The following is a 20,817-nucleotide window of genomic DNA, read 5'->3' as shown; positions in this document are numbered from 1 at the left end:
TTTTTGTTGCTGTCGGTCATTTGATGGATTTATCCGCCAAGGATCCGGCAGCTACTGAACAAGGAGAGCAATGATGGCAGGTACAACAGTCAGCGGTATCGGATCGGGCATCGATACCCAGGCGATTGTGAAGTCTCTGGTGGACGCGCAAAAAGCGCCGAAGCAGACGCAGATCAATACCCAGACACTGAAGGCAACCACCACGTTGTCCTCTATCGGCAAGATCCAGGCAGCACTGGATGCCTTCCGTGGCGCCCTGACCAGCATGACCACCGGCAACAGCTTCGGTGGCCTGAGCCTGAAGTCCTCGGATGAAAAGGTTGCGACCATCACCGCAGGTGCGGGCGCAGCCAACGGCTCCTTCAACCTGGTGGTGACCCAGCTGGCGTCGGCTTCCAAGGTCTCCACCAAGGTGTATGCCGGTGGCGCGACCAGCGTGGTCAACGCCGGTACCAGTACGACCAAGTTGACCATCACCCAGAACGGCAAGGCTCACGACGTGAGCATTCCCCCGGGGGCAACGCTGCAAGATGTGCGTGAGAACATCAACAGCCAGTACGGCACGGCGGGCTTCAGTGCCAACATCCTGACCGATGCCTCGGGTTCGCGCCTGGTCATTACGTCCACCAAGATGGGCGAGGGCTCCGAGATCACGCTGGGCGGGAATTCAGGTGTCGACGTCGGGTATACCGAAGTGGATAAGCCCAAGAACGCCGAATATACGCTCGATGGCATTGCCATGAAGTCCAAGAGCAATGACATCACCGATGCGGTGAGTGGGCTGAACATCAAGCTGGTAGGCACGTCGCCGGAAGATACCAAAGGCAATATCACGCCAACCACGCTTTCCCTGACCACCAGTTCGATTGCGTTGAAGTCGGGCCTCAAGGGCTTCATCGACACCTACAACGCATTGATCAAAGTGGTCAACGCGGAGACCAGGGTCACCAAGAATGCCGACGGCACCGTGACTGCGGCAGCCCTTACCGGTGATGCATCCATGCGTGCGCTGATGACCTCCATCCGCGAAGAAATGAATGCGCTGTCCGGCAACGGCACCCTGAAGTCGCTTGCAGCGTTTGGCGTCACGACCGCCCAGGACGGCGGTGCGCTGAGCCTGGACGACAAGAAGTGGGATAAAGCCGCTGCCACCAACGCCGCTGACCTTACCAGCATCTTCAACGGCAAGGACGGCTTGATTGCGCGCCTGCAGAGTGTCACCGAGCCCTACGCCAAGGCCGCCACCGGCACCCTGGCCGAGCGCAGCAAGACCCTGACCGAAAGCCTGACCAAGCTCAAGTCCGAACAGGACACCTTGGACACGCGCATGGAGGCCTTGCAAAAGAGCCTGCAGGACAAGTACAACAACATGGACACCCTGGTCACCCAGTTGCGCCAGCAGCAGAACAACGTGCTGGGCACGCTCAACGCCCTGAACAACGCCAAGAGCGACAAGTAATCAGTGATTGATGCGAATGGCCGGGCCTGATGCCCGGCCTTTTTGCACCGGCCGGTAAAGTTTTGACCATCCGGCCCGATACAGGGACTATCGAACCTTAAGTTTTTTGCCCGTTACGAGGTCGCAAGATGAATCCCATGAGAGCCCTTCGTCAGTACCAGAAGGTCAATTCCCATGCCCAGATTTCCGAAGCCACACCCCATCGCCTGGTGCAGATGCTGATGGAGGGTGGGCTTGATCGCATGGCCCAGGCCAAGGGCGCATTGGCCCGTGGCGACATCGCCGAAAAAGGCTTGATGCTGGGCAAGGCCATCGACATCATCATCGGCCTGAACGATGGTCTTGACGCGCAGAAGAGCCACGATCCGGCCTATATCGAGCAACTTTCCAGCCTGTACGCCTACATGACCAATCGCTTGATGCAGGCCAACATCGACAACGATCCGGCGATCATCGACGAAGTGGCGCAGCTGCTGATCACCGTCAAGAGCGGTTGGGATGCCATTGCCGACGCACAGCAGGCCGAGTGAGCCGGTGGAGGAGAGCAAGGTGAACAGCGAGCTGCAACGATTCGACGAAACCCGTGAAGCGCTGCTCGCCGCCTTGGGCGCGCGGGACTGGGGTGCGATCGGCCGGCTCGACGAGAGCTGCCGGGGCCTTATCGACGACATGCTCAAGGCGCCGGAGCTCGACGAAGCGGTAGTCAAGGCGCGGTTGGAAGGCTTGCTGCAGGTCTACCGCGAACTGCTCGACGTTACAATGGGCGAGCGGCAGGCCATCGCCGATGAAATGACGCAGATCAATCAAGCAAAGAATGCGTCGAAGGTTTACCATTTGTTCAGTTAAGATGCACCGAACTGGGGAAAAGGCGCCATAAATTTGACTGTGCAGGCCTTTTTGACTTAACTAGTGGCTGTTTTCGAAATTCAGACGTCCGAACACTGACCATTCAGTCGGGATGATGTCGCGCACGCCCGCCGGGCGCCGATATGACTAGGGAAGTTGCTATTGCATGTGGCGTGAAACCAAGATTCTCCTGATCGATGACGACAGCGCTCGCCGCCGCGATCTGGCGGTGGTCCTGAACTTTCTCGGCGAAGAAAACCTCCCGTGCTCCAGTGATGACTGGCAGCAGACGGTAGAGTCTCTTGCCTCCAGCCGCGAAGTGCTGTGTGTGCTGATCGGGGCGGTGAAGGCGCCGGCCAGTGTGCTGGGGCTTCTTAAGACAGTGGCAGCGTGGGATGAGTTCCTTCCGGTGCTGTTGCTGGGCGATATTTCTTCTGCCGAGTTCCCCGAAGAGCTGCGCCGTCGCGTGTTGTCCAACCTCGAGATGCCGCCGAGCTACAGCCAGGTGCTCGATTCGCTGCACCGCGCCCAGGTGTACCGCGAGATGTACGACCAGGCACGCGAGCGCGGCCGTCAGCGCGAGCCCAACCTGTTCCGCAGCCTGGTAGGTACCAGCCGTGCCATCCAGCATGTGCGCCAGATGATGCAGCAGGTGGCCGACACCGACGCCAGCGTGCTCATCCTCGGTGAGTCCGGCACCGGCAAGGAGGTGGTGGCGCGCAACCTGCACTACCACTCCAAGCGCCGTGAAGCTCCCTTCGTGCCGGTCAACTGCGGGGCGATTCCGGCAGAGCTGCTCGAAAGCGAACTGTTCGGTCACGAGAAGGGCGCCTTTACCGGGGCCATCACCAGCCGTGCCGGGCGTTTCGAGCTGGCCAACGGCGGTACGCTGTTCCTCGACGAAATCGGCGACATGCCGCTGCCCATGCAGGTCAAGCTGCTGCGGGTGTTGCAGGAGCGCACCTTCGAGCGCGTGGGCAGCAACAAGACGCAAAGCATCGATGTGCGCATCATCGCTGCGACCCACAAGAACCTCGAGAGCATGATCGAGGACGGCACCTTCCGAGAAGATCTGTATTACCGGCTGAACGTGTTCCCCATCGAGATGGCGCCATTGCGTGAGCGGGTTGAAGACATCCCGCTGCTGATGAACGAGCTGATCTCGCGCATGGAGCACGAGAAGCGCGGCTCGATCCGTTTCAACTCCGCCTCGATCATGTCGCTGTGCCGGCATGGCTGGCCGGGCAACGTGCGCGAGCTGGCCAACCTGGTGGAGCGCATGGCGATCATGCATCCGTACGGGGTGATCGGCGTGTCGGAGCTGCCGAAGAAGTTCCGCTATGTCGACGACGAAGACGAGCAACTGGTGGACAGCCTGCGCAGCGACCTCGAAGAGCGCGTGGCGATCAACGGCCATACGCCGAACTTTTCCAATCACGCGATGCTGCCGCCAGAGGGCCTGGACCTCAAGGACTACCTTGGCAGCCTGGAGCAGGGCCTGATCCAGCAGGCGCTGGACGATGCCAACGGTATCGTTGCGCGCGCGGCCGAGCGTTTGCGTATTCGTCGTACCACCCTGGTCGAGAAAATGCGCAAGTACGGCATGAGCCGCCAGGGCGGCGAGGACCAGGCGGAGGATTGACGCCCGGCCTTGCGCCTGCGCCCGTTTCTTCGCGGGCAAGCCTGCTTCCACGGATTGATGCAAGTCAGACGTCTGCATCATTCCTGTGGGAGCGGGCTTGCCCGCGAAGAGGCCGCCACAGGTAGCCTGCATCCCCATCTGTGCCACGGCTATCGCTTTGCCGCTGGCAGCATCGATTCTGTTACCGCCAGCCGCGCTCGCTGAGCCGCCGCAGCGGCGCTGACACTGATCAAAAAGTCCGCAGGAACAAAACCGATTCCGCAGCGTCCGCCATCTTAAAGCAGGCATGCGTTTTGCTTTGGCTAGCATAAAGGGCCAGGGGACAGTTTTTTGTCACCCCTCCGACCAATGCGGACCAACAGCACAATGAAAGCAGTCATTCTGGCCGGTGGGCTGGGCACACGCATCAGCGAAGAATCCCACCTGCGCCCCAAGCCGATGATCGAGATAGGCGGCAAACCGATCATCTGGCACATCATGAAGATCTACTCGCACTACGGTATCAACGACTTCGTCATTTGCCTTGGCTACAAGGGGTACGTGATCAAGGAGTATTTCGCCAACTACTTCCTGCACATGTCGGACGTGACCTTCGACATGGCGCAAAACCGCATGGATATCCACAACCGCCATGCCGAACCTTGGCGGGTGACACTGGTGGATACCGGGGAAAACACCGCCACCGGTGGCCGCCTCAAGCGTGTCCGTGAGTACGTCGGCGATGAAACCTTTTGCCTGACTTACGGCGACGGTGTGTCCGACGTCGACCTTCCCCGACTGATCGATTTCCACCGGCAGCACGGCAAGCTGGCCACGGTAACCGCCGTGCAGCCGCCGGGGCGTTATGGCGCGTTGGATGTGCAGGGCGAACAGGTACGCGGCTTCCAGGAAAAACCGCTGGGCGACGGTGGCTGGATCAATGGTGGCTTCTTCGTGCTCGAGCCGGCCGTGCTCGATTACATCGCGGGCGATGGCACCACCTGGGAAAACGAGCCCATGCGTCGTCTGGCCGAGGATGGCCAACTGATGAGCCACCTGCACCGTGGCTTCTGGCAACCGATGGATACCCTGCGTGATCGCATGCTGCTCGAAGCACACTGGAAGAACGGCGAAGCCGCATGGCAGCTATGGCGCTGAATCCGGCATTCTGGGCCGGGCGCCGAGTGCTGCTGACCGGGCATACCGGCTTCAAGGGCGGTTGGCTGGCCGTATGGCTGCGTCAGCTGGGCGCCGAACTGCGTGGCTTCGCCTTGCCTGCCGCAACCACGCCATCGTTGTGGCAGGTTGCGCAGCTGCAACAGCAGGTTCCCGGCGACTTCGCCGATATCCGTGATGCCTCGGCCCTGGCCCGAGCGCTGCAGGTCTTTCAGCCCGAACTGGTGCTGCATCTGGCGGCTCAGCCACTGGTGCGTGAATCCTATCGTGCGCCTGCGGACACCTACGCAACCAATGTCATGGGTACGCTCAACCTGCTCGAAGCGGTGCGGGTCACGCCGTCCGTGCGTGGCGTGCTGGTGGTGACCACGGACAAGTGCTACGAGAACCGCGAGTGGCCCTGGCCCTATCGGGAGCAGGATGCCCTGGGCGGCTTCGATCCCTATAGCAGCAGCAAGGCCTGCGTCGAGCTGCTGTGCGCGAGTTACCGCGACTCTTTCCTGCGTTCCTCCGGCGTTGCCCTGGGCACTGCGCGCGCGGGCAACGTGCTGGGTGGCGGGGACTGGTCTGCCGAACGCTTGTTGCCGGATATCTTTCGCGCCTGGCAGGACGGCCAAGAGGTGACCTTGCGTTATCCCGCTGCGACGCGGCCCTGGCAGCACGTGCTCGACCCGCTGATGGGCTACCTGCAGCTGGCGCAGGGGTTGCTCACTGACGCCGAGCGGCATGCCGCAGCCTGGAACTTCGGCCCTGACAGTGCAGGGCTGGCCACCGTCGGCGAGATCGTCGAACGCCTTGCCAGCCGTTGGCCAGGCGAGGCGCGCTGGTCGGTTGCCAGCGATGCCCAGCCGCACGAAGCCGGCCTGCTGGCCCTGGATTCCAGCATGGCGCGCCAGAGGCTTGGCTGGGCGCCGCGCTGGTCGCTGGATGACACCCTGAAACATACCCTGGACTGGCATCTGGCCTGGCGCGCAGGGCGTGATATGAACATCGTTACCCGCGAGCAGATCGCGGTTCACCAAGGCGGAACCCATGAGTGACAGTACGGCGCAGCAGTTGCGCCAACAGATTGCCGAACTGGTCGGGCGCTACGCCGAGCTGCAGATGGCGCCCAAACCCTTCGTGGCCGGGCAGAGCAGCGTTCCGCCTGCCGGCAAGGTGATCGGTGCGGGCGAACTGCAGGCCATGACCGAGGCCGTGCTGGATGGCTGGCTGACCACCGGGCGCTTCAACGAGGCGTTCGAAAAGCGCCTGGGCAAGTACCTGGGGCGCCGCTGCGTACTCACCACCAACTCCGGCTCGTCGGCCAACCTGCTGGCGTTTTCCGCGCTGACCTCGCCACGCCTTGGCGACCGGGCGATCAAGCCTGGCGACGAGGTGATCGGCGTTGCCGCCGGCTTCCCGACCACCGTCAACCCGATCCTGCAGTTCGGCGCGGTACCGGTGTTCGTCGACGTCGAGATGGGCAACTACAACATCAACCCGGCGCTGATCGAGGCGGCCATCGGCCCGAAGACCAAGGCCATCATGCTGGCCCATACCTTGGGCAACCCCTTCGACCTGGGTGTGATCCGCGCCCTGTGCGACAAGTACGGCCTGTGGCTGATCGAAGACTGCTGCGATGCCCTGGGCTCCACCTATCAGGGGCGTATGGTCGGCACCTTTGGTGATATCGGCACCCTCAGCTTCTACCCGGCGCACCACATCACCATGGGCGAGGGCGGAGCGGTGTTTACCGACTCTCCGTTGCTCAAGCGCATCATTGAGTCGTTCCGCGACTGGGGCCGCGATTGCTACTGCCCGCCGGGCGAGGACAACACCTGTGGCAAGCGCTTCTGCTGGCAACTGGGTAGCTTGCCGGAAGGCTACGACCACAAGTACACCTACTCGCACCTGGGCTACAACCTGAAGATCACCGACATGCAGGCCGCATGCGCGCTGGCGCAGATGGACCGGGTCGATGATTTCGTTGCCGCGCGCAAGCGCAACTTCACCTGGCTCGGCGAACGCCTGGCCGGTTGTGCGGACAAACTGATCCTGCCGCAGGCCACCCGCGAAAGTGACCCTTCCTGGTTCGGCTATCCGATCACCCTGCGTGACGGCTGCGGTGTAAAGCGTGTCGAGCTGTTGCGCTACCTGGATGAGCAGGGCGTGGGTACGCGCCTGCTGTTCGCCGGCAACCTGACACGCCAGCCCTACATGCAGGGGCAGCAATACCGGGTTGCCGGCGAGTTGCCGGTAACCGACAAGATCATGAACGACACGTTCTGGATCGGCCTCTGGCCGGGTTTGAGCGATGACCATCTGGAGCATGCGGCGCGCAGTCTCGAAACCTTCCTGCAGAGGCTGTGCTGATGCGCGCCTATGTCCTGTGCGGCGGTTTCGGTACACGCCTGCGCAGCGTCACGGACGCGCAGAAGGCCCTGGTCCCCGTTCACGGTGAGCCCTTTCTGGCGCGCGTATTGAGCCAGTTGGCCCGTGCCGGCATCAGCGAAGGCGTGCTGTGCGCGCATTACCGCGCCGAGCAGGTGGCCGAGCAGCTTGCCGACCTGTCTCGCCATGCAGGGCTGCCACTGTCGCTGGTGGTGGAGCAGAGCCCACTGGGCACGGGCGGCGCACTGCTCAACGCGTTGCGCGAGCAACCTGCTCAGGGGCGGTATCTGGTACTCAACGCCGACACCTTTGTCGACGCGCAAGGATATCGGCAGATGCTGCTGAGCGAAGGCAATGCCGTGCTGGCCGCGCGGGTCGATGACCGCAGCCGTTATGGCAGCCTGGCGCTCAATGCCACGGGGCACCTGGCTGGCTTGCAGGAAAAGGGCCTGCAGGGGCCCGGCCTGATCAACGCGGGGGTGTATGCCTTCACCGCGCCGGCCTTCGCCGCCACTGCCGTTCGCGCGTGCTCCATGGAGCACGATCTGTTGCCCGGGTTGCTCCAGCGAGAGGCCGTCTCCGTTGTCGATTACAGCGGGCGCTTTATCGATATCGGCACGCCAGAATCGCTCGCGCGCTACACCGACGAATTTTTTGCGGATACATCGTTATGAGCCTGCTGGTGCAGAACCTGAGCATTGGCGAACGCCAGAGCATTCTTGATGCGGTCAAGTGCATCGAGGCCGGCGCCTTGCAGATCGCCTTCGTGGTGGCCGACGATCAGCGTTTGCTGGGTGTGGTCACCAACGGTGACGTACGTCGCCACCTGCTGCAGGGCGGCCAGACCGACCTGCCGGTAACCACCTGCATGAACAGCCATTACCGCGCCGTTCAGGCCGGTGCGTCGCGCGAGGAGTTGCTCAAGGCATTCGACCTTGGTTTCAACGCCATCCCGGCCGTTGATGAGCAAGGGCGCCTGGTCGAGGTCTACACCCGGCTGATGGCGGCCAGCCCGGAAGTGCCGGTGCTGGCACGGGCCCGTGCGCCAGTGCGCATGAGCTTCTGCGGCGGCGGTGCCGACCTGACCTATTTCTTCATCGACCACCCGGCAGCGGTGCTCAGCTGCACCGTCGGCCTCTATGCCCATGCCACCCTGGTTCCCCGGGGCGACCGCGGCATTCGCATTTTCTCCGAGGATCTGGGGCGCGAGGAGGACTACGACTCCCTGGCCGACCTGCTGGCCGCCAGCGAAAAAAGCCTGTTGGCGACCATCGTTTCGGTGATCAAGCCGCAGTACGGCTTCGACCTCTACCTGCGTTCGGACTTCCCGGTGGGCTCCGGGCTGGGCGGCTCCTCCGCTGCCACCACGGCCACCATCGCGGTCTTCAACGAACTGCGCCAGGATCGCTGGAGCACCTATGAGATCGCCGAACTGGCGTTCCAGGCCGAGCGCCTGTGCTTCGGCATCGCCGGTGGCTGGCAGGACCAGTACGCCTCGGCCTTCGGCGGCTTCAACCTGATCGAATTCGAGAACCAGCGCAACCTGGTGCACCCGATTCGCCTGGAAGAGGCGATCCGCAACGAGCTGGAATCCTGCCTGGTGTTGTGCGACACCGGCATTTCCCACGACTCCGGCCGCCTGCATGATCTGCAGCGCGAGGAGATGCAGGCTGAGTCCTCGCAAACCGACCTGCTCCACGCCAGCGTGGCGCTGTGCCGGCGCATGCACCGCTACCTGATTCGCGGCGAACTGCGCGATTTCGGCCTGTGCCTGGACGAAGCCTGGCGTCTGAAAAAGCGCTTTTCCTCGGCCATCAGCCATGGGCGCCTCGATGAAATCTACGCCGCTGCGGTGGCGGCCGGCGCGCTCGGCGGCAAGCTGCTCGGCGCCGGCGGCGGTGGCTTCTTCCTGTTCTACGTACAGCCCCAGCATCGCCAGCGCGTGGTGCATGCGGTGCGCGCACTGGGCTGCCAGACTCAAGGCTTCCGCTTCGAGTCCTGCGGTGTTACTTCCTGGCGGACGAAAATCCAATGACCCCGATTATTCTCGACGGCATCGCCCTGGGTGGCGAGCGTGTCTACGTCATCGCCGAAGCCGGCAACAACCATAACGGCTCGCTGGCATTGACCAAACAACTGGTGGATGCCGCCATTGCGGCGGGCGCCGACTGCGTCAAGTTCCAGCTGCGCAACCGCGAGGCGCTGTACCGGCGCAAGGCCGATGGCTCGCGTGCCGAAGACCTCGGCGTGGAGTACATCCAGGACCTGCTGGACAAGGTCGAGCTGAGCCTCGACGAGCACCGCCAGCTGCGCGCCTACTGCGCGCAACAGGGCATCACCTACCTGTGCACCCCGTGGGATGAACCCAGTGTCGATGCCCTGGCAGCATTCGACGTGGCGGCGCTGAAAATCGCCTCGGCGGACCTGAGCAACCCCTACCTGATCGCCAAGGCCGCGAGCCTGGGCAAGCCGCTGATCCTGTCCACCGGCATGTCCTTCGAACACGAAATCGTCCGTGCCATCGAACAGCTCAATGCCCTGGGCACGCCCTTCGCGCTGCTGCACTGCAACAGCGCCTACCCGGCGCCGGAAGGGGATATCCAGCTCGGTTACCTGCGCCGCCTGCAGCAGTTGCACGGCCTGATCGGCTATTCCGGCCATGAGCGCGGTATCGCCATCACCCTCGGTGCCGTGGCCCTGGGTGCCAAGCTGGTGGAGCGCCACATTACCTTGGACCGCAACATGGAAGGCCCGGATCACCTGGCCAGCTTGGAGCCGACCGAATTCCGCCAACTGGTGGATGGCATCCGCCAACTGGAACTGGCGCTGCCATGGCAAGGCCCTGGCCGGCATGCCAGCCAGGGGGAATTGCTGAACCGCGAGAACCTCGGCAAGAGCGTGATCGCAGCGCGCGAGATCCCCCGTGGTGCAGTCCTGGAGCCGGGCATGCTGCGCATCGCCAGCCCCGGCCAGGGCTTGGCGCCGTACCGGCTGCCGGAGCTGCTGGGCAAGCCAGCCCAGCGCGACATCGCCCAGGGCGATTTCTTGTTCGAGAGCGACCTGCAGGAACAGCCCGCCGAACAGAAGCTGGCGTTCGACATGCCGATTCGTTGGGGTGTGCCGGTGCGCTATCACGACTTCCTCGACTACCGTCGGCGCATCGAGCCGGATCTGTTCGAGTTCCACCTGTCCTACCGCGACCTCAGTCTGAAACCGCAGCCCTTCCTGGCCCATGTGGAGTGCTCGCGCCTGGTGGTACACGCCCCGGAGCTGTTCGAGAACAGCGAACTGCTGGACCTGGTTGCAGATGACCCGGCCTATCGCCGGCGCTCCATCGACAACCTGCAGCGCGTGGTCGATGCCACCCTGCAGATCGGCGAGTTCTTCCCCGCAGCCGATGCCCGGCTGATCGTCGCCAACATCGGTGGTTTTTCTGCCGACGCGCCACGCCCACTGGCCATGCGCCCCGAACTCTACGAGCGTTTCCACGACGCCTGCCGCCAGGTGGATTTCGCCGGCACGGAGCTGATCCCGCAGAACATGGCGCCGTTCCCCTGGCACTTCGGCGGCCAGCGCCACCAGAACATTTTCATGATGCCCGACGAACTGGCGGCCCAGGCCCGCGAACACGGCCTGCGCTTGTGCCTGGACCTGTCGCACCTGCAGATGACCTGCTTCCACTTCGGCCTCGATTTCCAGGCCGCATTGGCGCTGCTGCTGCCGCACTCGGCGCACCTGCACGTGGCCGACGCCAAGGGCACCAACGGCGAAGGCGTGCTGATGGGCACCGGCGACATCGACTGGCCGGCCAGCTGGGCACAAATTCGCCAACATCCCGAGGTCAGCTTCATTCCTGAAGTCTGGCAAGGGCACAAGGATCATGGTGCCGGCTTCTGGTCGGCACTGCAGTATTTGACGCGGCTTGCTTAAGTGCCGGTTTCGAGGGGGAATTCAAGGTGACACAGACTATCCGTGTAGCGGACTACATCATGGAGCGCCTGGCGCGTCTGGGCGTGGGGCAGGTCTACTTCCTGCCTGGCGGCGGTGCCATGCACCTCAATGACGCGTTGGGGCGCCACCCTGAACTCGAGCCGGTGCTGTGCCTGCACGAGCAGGCGGCGGCCATTGCCGCTGAAGCTGCCGGCAAGCTCACCGGTGGGCCGGCGGCGTGCATGACCACCTGTGGCCCAGGTGCGACCAATACGGTTACAGCAGTGCTCGGTGCCTGGCTGGACTCGACACCAGTGTTCTTCGTGTCCGGCCAGGTCAAAAGTGCTGACCTTAAAGCCGGTACTGGCCTGCGCATGCTTGGCGTGCAGGAAGCCGACATCGTTTCGATTGTCGAGCCGATTACCAAGGCGGCGGTCACCCTGACCGATCCCGAGGCGGTAGCCGAAGTCTTCGACCGGCTTGAACATGCCGCGCTCAGCGGCCGTCGTGGCCCGGTATGGCTGGATGTGCCTCTGGACGTGCAGGCTGCCCGGATTGATCCTGCGGCCTTGCGCCGGGCGCAGTTGCCTGTGGCTGGCGAGCAACCGGACATCAGTGCGCAGGTTGCGCAAACCCTGAGTTTGCTGCGCCAGGCCAAACGCCCAGGCATCATCGCCGGTAGCGGCATTCGCATGGCGGGTGCGGTCGAAGCATTCAACCAGTTGATCGAAGCCGCAGGCGTACCGGTCATGCCGACCTGGCTGGCCATGGACATCATCGAAGACGAGCATCCGCTTTATGGTGGGCGTCCTGGCTCCATTGCTCCGCGCTGGGCCAACTTTGCGCTGCAGAACTGCGACCTGCTGATTGTCCTTGGCTCGCGCCTGGACATGGCGTTGACCGCTTACAACCATGCTCACTTCGCGCCCTATGCGAAGAAAGTCGTGGTGGATATCGACCCGGCGGAAATCGCCAAGCTGCAGATGCCCATCGAGGTATCGGTAGTGTCCGACGTCAAACCCTTCATCGAAGCGCTGGCTGCGCAAATCGGGCGCGATCGCCTGCCGTCCTACGCGGACTGGCTGGCGCGCATCGCCCAGTGGCGCGAGCAGTACCCGCTGCTGCAGCGCGAGCACGCCGACGACAGCCAGGGCGTGAGCATGTACTACTTCACCGACCAGCTGTCTTCGCTGCTCAATGAAGGTGACGTGATCGCGCCGGGCAGTTCGGGTTTCGCCTCCGAGTTGTTCCTGCTCAATCTGCGCCTCAAGAAGGGCCAGCGTTGCTTCCATAACCGTGGCACGGGCTCGATGGGCTTTGGCATTCCGTCGGCAATCGGCGCGTGCCTGGCCTCCGGGCGCCAGCCGACCGTCTGTGTCGAAGGCGATGGTGGCCTGCAGTTGAACATCCAGGAGCTGGCGACCCTGGCCGCGCAGAAGCTGCCGGTCAAATGCTTTGTCATCAACAATCAGGGCTATGCCTCGATTCGTGCATCGCAAAGTGCGCATTTCAACCTGCTGGTCGGTGCCGACGCCACCAGCGGCCTGCAACTGCCGGATCTGGCCCAGCTGACCAGTGCGTATGGCGTGGGTTATGCGCGCATCGAGTCGCATGCCAACTTGCAGTCCAACCTGCAGGCTGTGCTGGAGCGCGAAGGCCCGGTGATCATCGAGGTGCTGGTCCAGGTCGAAGAGCCACGGATACCGCGGGTCATGACCCGCATGGATGAAAATGGCAAGCCGGTAACCGGTGCCCTGGAAGACTTGTATCCGTTCCTCAGCCGCGAAGAGCTGGCGCAGCAGATGGCCGTTTCGCTGGAAGCCCAGGCATGAAAGTGTGGCTCAAGCGCCGCTTGACCGGGCTGTGCTACGGCTACCTGCGTGGCCAGCGCGACTGGGCGCATGAGAAATCGCCGCGGGTGCGCCATGCCCGCGTGCTGCCCATGGCCAGCCACGCGCCCTGGGTCAATGACAGCGCATTTCTGGGCACGTACGAGAGCGTGCGTCAGCACACGCTGGTCGACATCATGCGCTTGTACGAGCTGTGGACGCTGGCGCGCCAGCTTGAACACGTCGAGGGTGATTTCCTCGAGGTTGGCGTGTGGCGCGGTGGCTCGGGGTGCTTGCTGGCAATGGCCGGTCAGCGTGAGGGGCGCAGCGTGTTTCTGGCTGATACGTTCACGGGCGTAGTCAAGGCCGGGGCACGCGACACCCACTACAGCGGCGGCGAGCATGCCGACACCGGTGTCGATCTGGTCCTGGAGCTGGCCAAGCGTTGCCAGGTGCAAGACAGCGTGCGCGTACTGGTCGGCATGTTCCCGGAGCGCAATGCCGAACAGGTCAGTGACAGGCTGGCGTTACTGCATATCGATGTGGACGTATACGATTCCGCCCGCGATGTACTGCTTTGGGCCGCCCCCAGGCTGGTGCGCGGCGCCGTGGTGGTGTTCGACGATTACGGGTTCTACGGCTGTGAAGGGGTAACGCGCATGGTCGATGAATTCGTCGCGCAGAACAGCGGGTATCGCTTCCTGCATAACCTCAATGGGCATGCCGTGCTGATCAAGGTAGCGGATCATGGCGAATGAGTTCGGCTACGACCACCTGCTGATCTACGGGGCCAGGCTCGCCGGGCGGCGTGTGCGCGACTATCTGGTTGCTCGTGGGCAGCGCGTGGATGCTTTTCTCGACCGCGATGAAAGCCTGGGTGAAGTGGACGGTGTGCCGGTCTTCAGCGCCCAGGGCTGGGCTGGCGAGCATGACCCGGCCAAAGCCTGTGTGTTGATCGGTGTATTCAACGCCCATGTGGATACCACGATCATTTTCGATGATCTGGAAGCTTTGGGGTTTGGCCGTCTAGTCAGCCTGGTCGAGTTCGTACGCCTTTATCCAGAAGATCAGCCGTTTCGGTACTGGCTGGTTGCCCCTGCATTCTATGAACAGCATGCATCGCGCATTGCAGCGTTGCGCGCTGCGCTTGAGGATGAAGCCAGCAAACAGCTGTTGGACGCAATAGTCGAGTACCGCAGCCTGGGTGACCCGCGTTGCCTTCCTGCGGTTACAGGCCAGCAGTATTTCCCGGCAGACCTGCCGCGCTTGCCGGAACCACTGCGATTCATCGATTGCGGTGCCTACGTCGGCGACACCGTTGAGGAATTGCTGGCTGCCGGGTTTGCTTTCACCAGCCTTGCGACCTTCGAGCCGGATCTGGATAACTACCGCCAGCTGACGGCGCAGCTTGGCAAGGTGCCGGGCGCGGTTCACTTCCCTTGCGGCGTGTCCGACAGCAACCGCTTGAGCGGATATGACCCCAGCCTGGGGGCGGGGGGGCACCTGGTCGAATCTGGCGGCAACCCGGTGTGCTGTGTGCGCCTGGATGATGCCTTGCCAGGTTTTGCGCCGAACTTCCTCAAGATGGATATCGAAGGCGAAGAGCCGGCAGCGCTGCGCGGCGCGCAGGAGTTGCTGCGTGCACATCGCCCGCACCTGGCCATCAGCATCTATCACCGTGCGGAACACCTCTGGGAAATTGCCGAGCAGCTGCAAGGCTATGAGTTGGGCTACCGCTTCTACCTGCGCTGTCACTCGCCCAGTACCTTTGATGCAGTGCTCTACGCGATACCTGGAAAGCCGTGAGCAGCATCTCTGCTTTTTCATCAGCGAAATGCCTGGCGGTCGCTTTGCAAGGAAATTGGATGTGCGGTCAATGAATAAACCTTCCAAGATGGACGAGCCAGTCGTTATCTACGGTGGCGGTCAGATAGGTGTTGGTTTTTGCCGGCGCTTGATGCAAAGCGGTGTGAATGTTTGCGCCATCATTGATCGCAATCCGCAAGGCGTAACGAATGCGCCGGTCCCGGTAATGACACTGGAGCAGTGCATTCAAAGCAATGGCAATGCGCTGGTGTTCGTGGCGATAGGCAATGGCCTTGCCCACCCGGCCATTGCACGTGCCTTGCACAGCGTCGGCTACAACAGGATATTGCACCTGCCCGCGTTTTTGCGTGGGGAAAGGGCGGCGGCCATGACGCAGGCATGGAACGCATTTTATTCGGGTGATTATGCAGTGCCGTTCTGCAGTTTTGACGAACTGTATACCGTACGTGCCGGCGACTACCTGCTGAGCGCGTTTTCAGATTATGTGACTGCCATCGTGCACAAGGATTATGTCTACACCGTAAGGCGCTCCTACGAAGGCATCGATCACGATTACGCTGATTACTTCAAGTGGCAAGGCCAGGAACAGGACGTTATCGACAAGGCGACCAATGTCCGGCTGGATGATCCGGCGGTCAAGGCGCTACTGCCTTGTGATGAGTTGTTTACCCAAGAGCAATTGGCTTTCTATCGCGCGAAAACCTTCTTCGATATGGGGCACTATTATCGCGAGGCGGCGTCAGTCGCGGTGTTCGATGGCGCCTCGCATCGCTTCAATATCCTCGATGGCTCTCATCGTGCGTTCTACCTGGAGCGCCAGGGCTTCGATGGCATTCCGCTCAAAATGAAGCGCGCGGAATGGGACGCTTATTTCAGAGAGCACCAGGCGCAGGCGCTGATGGATTATTGCCGGCAGTTGCAATCGCTCCCGGCTGTCGTCAAGCATCCTGCTTTCATGTCATTCCCGGTACTCGAGCGTGAGCCAGACGCTGAGTTTCTGCGCCTGCTCGAGGGGGTATGCCCGCTATGATATTGACGTCTGATACGCCGCTCGTTCTGTACGGTGCCGCCCATCGTGGAACGATGGTCTCGCGCTATCTGAAGGGGCGCTGCAATGTTATTGGCTTTATTGACAAGCGCGCTGCCGAGATAACCCATCACGAGGGGCTGCCGGTCAGCCGTGTCGCCGATGCAGACAAAACGGCACTCGTCATCGTCTGTGTAAACAATATTTTCGAGCATGAAAGCATTGCGCTGAGTTTGGCGGCAGAGGGTTTCGAGCGAGTTGTCTTTTGCCCGGTAAACGGCTCCAACATGGCGTGGCGATCCGCTGAAGAGCGGGCGCAGATGGCAAGCGTTCACAACGCCATCATCGACGAGCAATTGAGCTTGCCCATCGAGATTCCCGCGTTGAATGGGCTCTTCCGTCCGGAGTACAAGGATGATGCGCTGATCAGTGCCGAAGACGGCGAGGTGCTGGCGTGGATCCCCGCCTGGTTGGTCTGTGCACGGCGAAACGGCAATGGGCTGTTCAAGGACAGCCCGGTGTTTACCCTGTTCCCCTACCTGGAGCTGTTCAAGTGGTTCGATGGCGAGGCTGACGCCACCCCGAACCATTACATGGAACTCTACTGTCGCAACGCGGCTGATCAATTCGGTATCGCGCAGACAGACGCGTGGGTCGAAAACGTGCTTAGAAGCCGTAGGCAGGTGTATGAGCGCATGCGGCAAACCGAGTCGGTCGATCCCTTGTTCTTTGTGAATCATGCGGTCAGCGCGGATTGGAACAGTGATGAAAGTCATTTCAACATGGACAGCGGCAAGCACCGTGCAGCTTTCCTGATCCATCGCAAGCGATCACTGGTGCCGCTCAAGCTGGCCAATGCGGACTATGAGGCATACCTCAATCGGCCCGCGTTGAAAGCACTGATCGATTGCATGCTGCGCTCAAACATCACCGAACTGCCTTATCCCGTGATGCATTCGTACTTTCTGAGGGTCCCCTATCGGGCAGACAGTGCTTTTTATGAGGCGTTGCTCAAGTCATGCCGTGCCCTCGTGCTGAAAAACTTCAGCGAGACCGGCAGGGTCAGCCTCAGCGGCGTTCGACTGCGGGCAGAAAGCGCTGATCTTGAACCGTTGGCACAAGCGTTCGCCGTGCTCGGTTGTTCAATTCAGCACGGTTATCAAGAAAGCGAATTCGACCGAGCTGTCAGGGGCTTGTATCGCATTTCCGATCGCTTCGCACGGGCGGGCGATGTGCCGGAGTCGTGTGATTTTGTACTGGATGAGTGGGTGGCTCGATAATGCGTGCGCAACTGATTGATGTGTGTGCGAAGGCTGACTTGCAGGCGCAGGTGGACGACGTCATCGAGCGAATGGAGCGGCACTGTCCAGTGCGCATTTCGTGCTACTCGCTGATGGGCTCCATTCCTCTGGGCATGGGCAATGCCTCGTCTGATTATGATTTGCTGGCATTTTACCAGCCGCAGAATGCCATAAGCTCAGATCAGTACGACGTGATCAATAATAAAACCCCTCTGCTGGGTGCCGCGCATATTGCCGGGCAGGTGAATCTGCTGCTGGCGGACAGTGAGTTGTGTTCGTTGAAGTTCGTGGATATGCCTGAAGCGGTTTTCGCTCAGGACTATCCTCAGCACCTGAATTCACTGACAGTTCATGATCGTGCGTTTGATATCTCTGTGGTGCCTGGTAACACCTCGCCCAAGGTGGCCTCGATTTTTTCCGACATGTTTTATTATGGCGGCGGTGTGCTGACCGATCGCCTGGGCACCGTTCGAGAAAACTTTTCGCAGATGAAGCACTTTCTGCGCGTCTATGACTTTTGCAAACGCCGGTTTGTGACGACGTATGGGCGGCTTCAGCACTACCTTGTCGAGCATGGCAATGTCAGGCTGCGCACCTATTTGCAAAGCATCAACGATATATTGGCCATCGAGTATGCGCTCGATCGTCTCGATGTGCCGCCGGCTGATGTTTCGGTGATGTTGAATTATCTTGATGACGCGCAGGTGCTGGATATTGCCCGGCGCTATGTCGAGATTAATAGCAGCACCGCGATTGCAAAGGAAAAGCTACTGCTTGATCCAAACCTGATCTTGAATCAATGGATTTCCGAGAGGCTGGAACGTATAAGGCCACGCTTGGTGGCGTTGTACCCGCAACGCGCAAGTGCACTTTTCAACGTCGTTATTGATTGACAAGGGCGAGCGCATTTTTCAGGTGCTTGGTTTGATTTTTGTTTCAGGATGACGGTCCCTGGTCATTCTGATTTGTTAGGCAGGTAATAAGATGAATGCTGGCTTGTCCTTGTGCGGTGCCGATTTTTCCACGATGCAGAAAGGTGGCACCTATTCCTTCGCACTTGCGTCAGGCCAGTGTGTGCCGGTTTGCTGGTCGGATGCGCTTCTGCGTGATGCTCAAGACCACATCGTGGTCAGGCACCCATCAAGGCTGCAGGCTCTATCACGCCTTGATGACTACCCCAATATCAAGCGCTTGCTGGACGCTCAGACTGGCCTGGCCGATTTGGCGGCGTTCAAGCACCAGGCCCGCGACCGGCTGAATGAGGGGTTCTATATCTTTGGCGCCTTCAAGGTCGGTTTGCGCCTGGCACGTCACGCGCAATCGCTGAATCTCGAGGTCAAAGGATTTATCGACAATGACCGCGCCAAGGACGGTGGTTCATTGGAAGGGCTTTCGATCTCTCATCCTTCCAGTCTTTCACTTGAGAACGCCGTCGTCGTTGTTGCCAGTGGCAGGCATGGCAACGCCATTTCCAGGCAATTGAGCCAGGTGCCGGGGATTCGTCTGGTCAACATGCACGCGTTTCTATACGCACTTGATGGCCCGGGGCCGGGCCTGGGTTGCGAGCAGTTTTCAAGTTTTGTCGAAGCGCCGTTGCGTGACCCTTGGCGCTTCATCTCTGCGTTCCTGTGCCTGGATGATGAGCCGTCACGCCAGGTTTTCGATGCGTTGATCGGCATGCGAACGCGCCTGTCGATCGACTGTGCAGAACAGGCCAAGTCACCTTGGGATGAAGAGTATTTCGACAAGGCATTTGTACGGCCTGAACAAGCGGCGCGCTTTGTCGACGCCGGTGCAGCAGCGGGCGACACCCTGCATCGCCTGGAGAAACATTTTGGGCCGGTCGAGCAGGCTTGGCTGTTCGAGCCCGAATTGCCGGCGTACTACGAAGCGCTCAAGAGTGTCGCCGATCGCCCTGAAGTCTGGCTGTTCAACATGGGGCTGGACGAAGCACCCAGCCGCGCTGTCTATCAGCCTGAATTGACTTATGACATTGCCAGCGAGTTGAGCAGTGAGGTGCCCGCAAACATCACCTCTTTCATTCAGGGCGTGCCCCTGGATGCCGTGGTGCCGGGCAAAGTTGGCTTGTTCAAGCTCGACATCGAGGGTATGGAAGCCTCTGCCTTGCGGGGCGCCCGGGGGATCATCGAGCGCGACAAGCCCGTGTTGGCTGTCTGTGCCTATCATCGGTCCGACGATTACTGGTGCTTGATGGATGAAGTGCGGTCCATCCGCGGTGACTACCGAGTGGGCATTCGTTTATATGCGGACATCCTGGAAGACATCACCTTGTATTTCTATTAGGGCAGTGGGCCGCGGCGGCATTTCCACCCCTCGTTCCCAATACCCATGAGTCCCTGACGCCAATGCCTAGTTTTTCCTTGCATTCACCCATTATCAGCAGTGCGTTGCAGGCCATTCCCTCCACGCTGGGTTTGCATAACGCGCTGGCTGGGCAGCATGTGTTGGTCACCGGCGGCACGGGTTTTTTTGGCTTGTGGTTGTTGGCGTTGTTTCAACAATTGAACCAGCAAGGCGCAGGGGTGACGGTCACTGTTCTGTCACGCAACCCATCGCGTTTTCTGGATGCACAGCCCTGTTACCGTGATTGCGCCTGGCTGCATTGGGTCACTGGTGACGTGCGTGAGCTGCCGGCCGTTGCGGGGCGGCCTGTGAGCCTGATCATTCATGCGGCAACCGAGACGTCTTCGGCGGCTCACGCCAATCCGTTGGAAATCTTCGACACCATCGTCACCGGCGCGCGCCGGGTACTCGACTTGGCGGTGCGTACTCGGGCACGCGTGCTCCTGACCGGTTCGGGTGCACAGTATGGCGCTTTGCGGGCAGGGGCAGATCAGGGCGCCGGGGTCGCAGAAGGCTTCGCTGGCGCTTGTGCCAGCAACAGTGCAGGGAGTGCATATGCCGAAGGTAAACGGGCACAGGAAACCTTGGGCGCGATTTATGCACAGACTCACGGCATTGACGTAATCATGGCGCGTTGCTTTGCCTTTTCCGGGCCAGGCCTGCCGCTCGATGGCCACTTTGCCATTGGCAACTTCGTTCGCGATGCCCTGTGTGCGGATCAGGTCGTGATCCGTTCTTGTGGCACCGCAGTCCGCAGTTATCTGCACGGTGCAGATTTGGCCGCCTGGCTGCTGGCGTTGCTGGTGAGCGGCAAAGCCGGCGAAGCCTACAACGTGGGCTCCGATCAGGCGATCAGCATCGCTGATCTGGCACATCGCGTTGTCTCGCGAGTGGCACAAGCAAAGCAGGTGTTGATCATGGGGCGTACCGAGGGTACGGCTCCTTCGTTTTATGTACCGGATATCAGCCAGGCCCGCGGGCTGGGGCTGGATGTCTGGACCACCCTGGACCAGTCGATCGACAGCATGGCTGTCTGGGCGAAATCCATGGGTTATGGCATTTGA

At 61.1% G+C, this 20,817-nt stretch carries 18 protein-coding genes; all 18 read left to right on the top strand.

Annotation, left to right across the window (positions count from 1 at the left end):
- Nucleotides 1-73 precede the first annotated feature (73 nt).
- The 18 genes from fliD (at nt 74) to DM373_RS01485 (ending at nt 20,817) form a co-directional block, all read left to right on the top strand.
- Nucleotides 74-1,459: a flagellar filament capping protein FliD gene (gene fliD, locus DM373_RS01570; protein WP_110991877.1), complete on the top strand. Its 1,386-nt coding sequence runs from the start codon at nt 74-76 to the stop codon at nt 1,457-1,459.
- Between the two features lie 128 nt (nt 1,460-1,587).
- Entirely contained in the window at nt 1,588-1,989 is a 402-nt protein-coding gene (fliS, locus tag DM373_RS01565) for a flagellar export chaperone FliS (RefSeq protein WP_110991876.1), read from the top strand.
- A gap of 19 nt (nt 1,990-2,008) precedes the next feature.
- On the top strand, nt 2,009-2,305 hold the full coding sequence (gene fliT, locus DM373_RS01560; RefSeq protein ID WP_110991875.1) for a flagellar protein FliT: 297 nt from the start codon (nt 2,009-2,011) through the stop codon (nt 2,303-2,305).
- Between the two features lie 166 nt (nt 2,306-2,471).
- The gene (fleQ, locus tag DM373_RS01555; protein WP_110991874.1) at nt 2,472-3,947 is read left to right on the top strand and encodes a transcriptional regulator FleQ; all 1,476 of its coding nucleotides are present in this window, start codon (nt 2,472-2,474) and stop codon (nt 3,945-3,947) included.
- A 366-nt stretch (nt 3,948-4,313) separates the two neighbouring features.
- Nucleotides 4,314-5,084, top strand: a complete 771-nt coding sequence (gene rfbF / locus DM373_RS01550; protein WP_110991873.1) for a glucose-1-phosphate cytidylyltransferase — start codon at nt 4,314-4,316, stop codon at nt 5,082-5,084.
- Complete coding sequence (gene rfbG / locus DM373_RS01545; protein ID WP_167409781.1) at nt 5,066-6,142, top strand: CDP-glucose 4,6-dehydratase; 1,077 nt, start codon at nt 5,066-5,068, stop codon at nt 6,140-6,142. The genes rfbF and rfbG overlap by 19 nt, the downstream gene beginning before the upstream one ends.
- On the top strand, nt 6,135-7,457 hold the full coding sequence (gene rfbH / locus DM373_RS01540; protein WP_110991871.1) for a lipopolysaccharide biosynthesis protein RfbH: 1,323 nt from the start codon (nt 6,135-6,137) through the stop codon (nt 7,455-7,457). The genes rfbG and rfbH overlap by 8 nt, the downstream gene beginning before the upstream one ends.
- Nucleotides 7,457-8,149, top strand: coding sequence for a sugar phosphate nucleotidyltransferase (locus DM373_RS01535; RefSeq protein WP_110991870.1), 693 nt, complete (start codon nt 7,457-7,459; stop codon nt 8,147-8,149). Before rfbH ends, DM373_RS01535 begins: the two co-directional genes overlap by 1 nt.
- Nucleotides 8,146-9,510 (top strand): GHMP family kinase ATP-binding protein, encoded by a 1,365-nt coding sequence (locus DM373_RS01530; protein WP_110991869.1) that lies wholly within the window; start codon nt 8,146-8,148, stop codon nt 9,508-9,510. Before DM373_RS01535 ends, DM373_RS01530 begins: the two co-directional genes overlap by 4 nt.
- On the top strand, nt 9,507-11,405 hold the full coding sequence (locus DM373_RS01525; protein ID WP_110991868.1) for an N-acetylneuraminate synthase family protein: 1,899 nt from the start codon (nt 9,507-9,509) through the stop codon (nt 11,403-11,405). The genes DM373_RS01530 and DM373_RS01525 overlap by 4 nt, the downstream gene beginning before the upstream one ends.
- A gap of 26 nt (nt 11,406-11,431) precedes the next feature.
- Complete coding sequence (locus tag DM373_RS01520; protein WP_244215025.1) at nt 11,432-13,237, top strand: thiamine pyrophosphate-binding protein; 1,806 nt, start codon at nt 11,432-11,434, stop codon at nt 13,235-13,237.
- Nucleotides 13,234-13,992, top strand: coding sequence for a TylF/MycF/NovP-related O-methyltransferase (locus tag DM373_RS01515; RefSeq protein WP_110991867.1), 759 nt, complete (start codon nt 13,234-13,236; stop codon nt 13,990-13,992). Before DM373_RS01520 ends, DM373_RS01515 begins: the two co-directional genes overlap by 4 nt.
- Entirely contained in the window at nt 13,982-15,040 is a 1,059-nt protein-coding gene (locus tag DM373_RS01510; RefSeq protein ID WP_110991866.1) for an FkbM family methyltransferase, read from the top strand. The genes DM373_RS01515 and DM373_RS01510 overlap by 11 nt, the downstream gene beginning before the upstream one ends.
- Nucleotides 15,041-15,110: 70 nt before the next feature.
- Nucleotides 15,111-16,091, top strand: a complete 981-nt coding sequence (locus DM373_RS01505) for a nucleoside-diphosphate sugar epimerase/dehydratase (RefSeq protein WP_208642776.1) — start codon at nt 15,111-15,113, stop codon at nt 16,089-16,091.
- On the top strand, nt 16,079-17,368 hold the full coding sequence (locus DM373_RS01500) for a hypothetical protein (protein WP_244215024.1): 1,290 nt from the start codon (nt 16,079-16,081) through the stop codon (nt 17,366-17,368). Before DM373_RS01505 ends, DM373_RS01500 begins: the two co-directional genes overlap by 13 nt.
- Entirely contained in the window at nt 17,368-18,282 is a 915-nt protein-coding gene (locus DM373_RS01495) for a hypothetical protein (RefSeq protein WP_110991865.1), read from the top strand. Before DM373_RS01500 ends, DM373_RS01495 begins: the two co-directional genes overlap by 1 nt.
- Nucleotides 18,283-18,373: 91 nt before the next feature.
- The gene (locus DM373_RS01490) at nt 18,374-19,693 is read left to right on the top strand and encodes an FkbM family methyltransferase (RefSeq protein WP_110991864.1); all 1,320 of its coding nucleotides are present in this window, start codon (nt 18,374-18,376) and stop codon (nt 19,691-19,693) included.
- A 62-nt stretch (nt 19,694-19,755) separates the two neighbouring features.
- A complete protein-coding gene (locus DM373_RS01485; protein WP_110991863.1) occupies nt 19,756-20,817 on the top strand; it encodes an NAD-dependent epimerase/dehydratase family protein in 1,062 nt (353 codons plus the stop codon).

Origin of the sequence: Pseudomonas sichuanensis (assembly GCF_003231305.1) — a bacterium.
In the GTDB taxonomy this organism is placed as follows: domain Bacteria; phylum Pseudomonadota; class Gammaproteobacteria; order Pseudomonadales; family Pseudomonadaceae; genus Aquipseudomonas; species Aquipseudomonas sichuanensis.
The sequence above is the reverse complement of the archived record's forward strand: the minus strand, read 5'-3'. Positions and strand labels throughout refer to the sequence as shown.

Coding starts and splice junctions, on each gene's coding strand:
- rfbG (WP_167409781.1), top strand. CDS start 5,066: ATGGCAGCTATGGCGCTGAATCCGGCATTCTGGGCCGGGCGCCGAGTG.
- DM373_RS01525 (WP_110991868.1), top strand. CDS start 9,507: ATGACCCCGATTATTCTCGACGGCATCGCCCTGGGTGGCGAGCGTGTC.
- DM373_RS01500 (WP_244215024.1), top strand. CDS start 16,079: ATGCCCGCTATGATATTGACGTCTGATACGCCGCTCGTTCTGTACGGT.
- DM373_RS01495 (WP_110991865.1), top strand. CDS start 17,368: ATGCGTGCGCAACTGATTGATGTGTGTGCGAAGGCTGACTTGCAGGCG.
- fliD (WP_110991877.1), top strand. CDS start 74: ATGGCAGGTACAACAGTCAGCGGTATCGGATCGGGCATCGATACCCAG.
- DM373_RS01505 (WP_208642776.1), top strand. CDS start 15,111: ATGAATAAACCTTCCAAGATGGACGAGCCAGTCGTTATCTACGGTGGC.
- rfbH (WP_110991871.1), top strand. CDS start 6,135: ATGAGTGACAGTACGGCGCAGCAGTTGCGCCAACAGATTGCCGAACTG.
- DM373_RS01485 (WP_110991863.1), top strand. CDS start 19,756: ATGCCTAGTTTTTCCTTGCATTCACCCATTATCAGCAGTGCGTTGCAG.
- fliS (WP_110991876.1), top strand. CDS start 1,588: ATGAATCCCATGAGAGCCCTTCGTCAGTACCAGAAGGTCAATTCCCAT.
- DM373_RS01515 (WP_110991867.1), top strand. CDS start 13,234: ATGAAAGTGTGGCTCAAGCGCCGCTTGACCGGGCTGTGCTACGGCTAC.
- fleQ (WP_110991874.1), top strand. CDS start 2,472: ATGTGGCGTGAAACCAAGATTCTCCTGATCGATGACGACAGCGCTCGC.
- DM373_RS01530 (WP_110991869.1), top strand. CDS start 8,146: ATGAGCCTGCTGGTGCAGAACCTGAGCATTGGCGAACGCCAGAGCATT.
- DM373_RS01510 (WP_110991866.1), top strand. CDS start 13,982: ATGGCGAATGAGTTCGGCTACGACCACCTGCTGATCTACGGGGCCAGG.
- DM373_RS01490 (WP_110991864.1), top strand. CDS start 18,374: ATGAATGCTGGCTTGTCCTTGTGCGGTGCCGATTTTTCCACGATGCAG.
- rfbF (WP_110991873.1), top strand. CDS start 4,314: ATGAAAGCAGTCATTCTGGCCGGTGGGCTGGGCACACGCATCAGCGAA.
- DM373_RS01535 (WP_110991870.1), top strand. CDS start 7,457: ATGCGCGCCTATGTCCTGTGCGGCGGTTTCGGTACACGCCTGCGCAGC.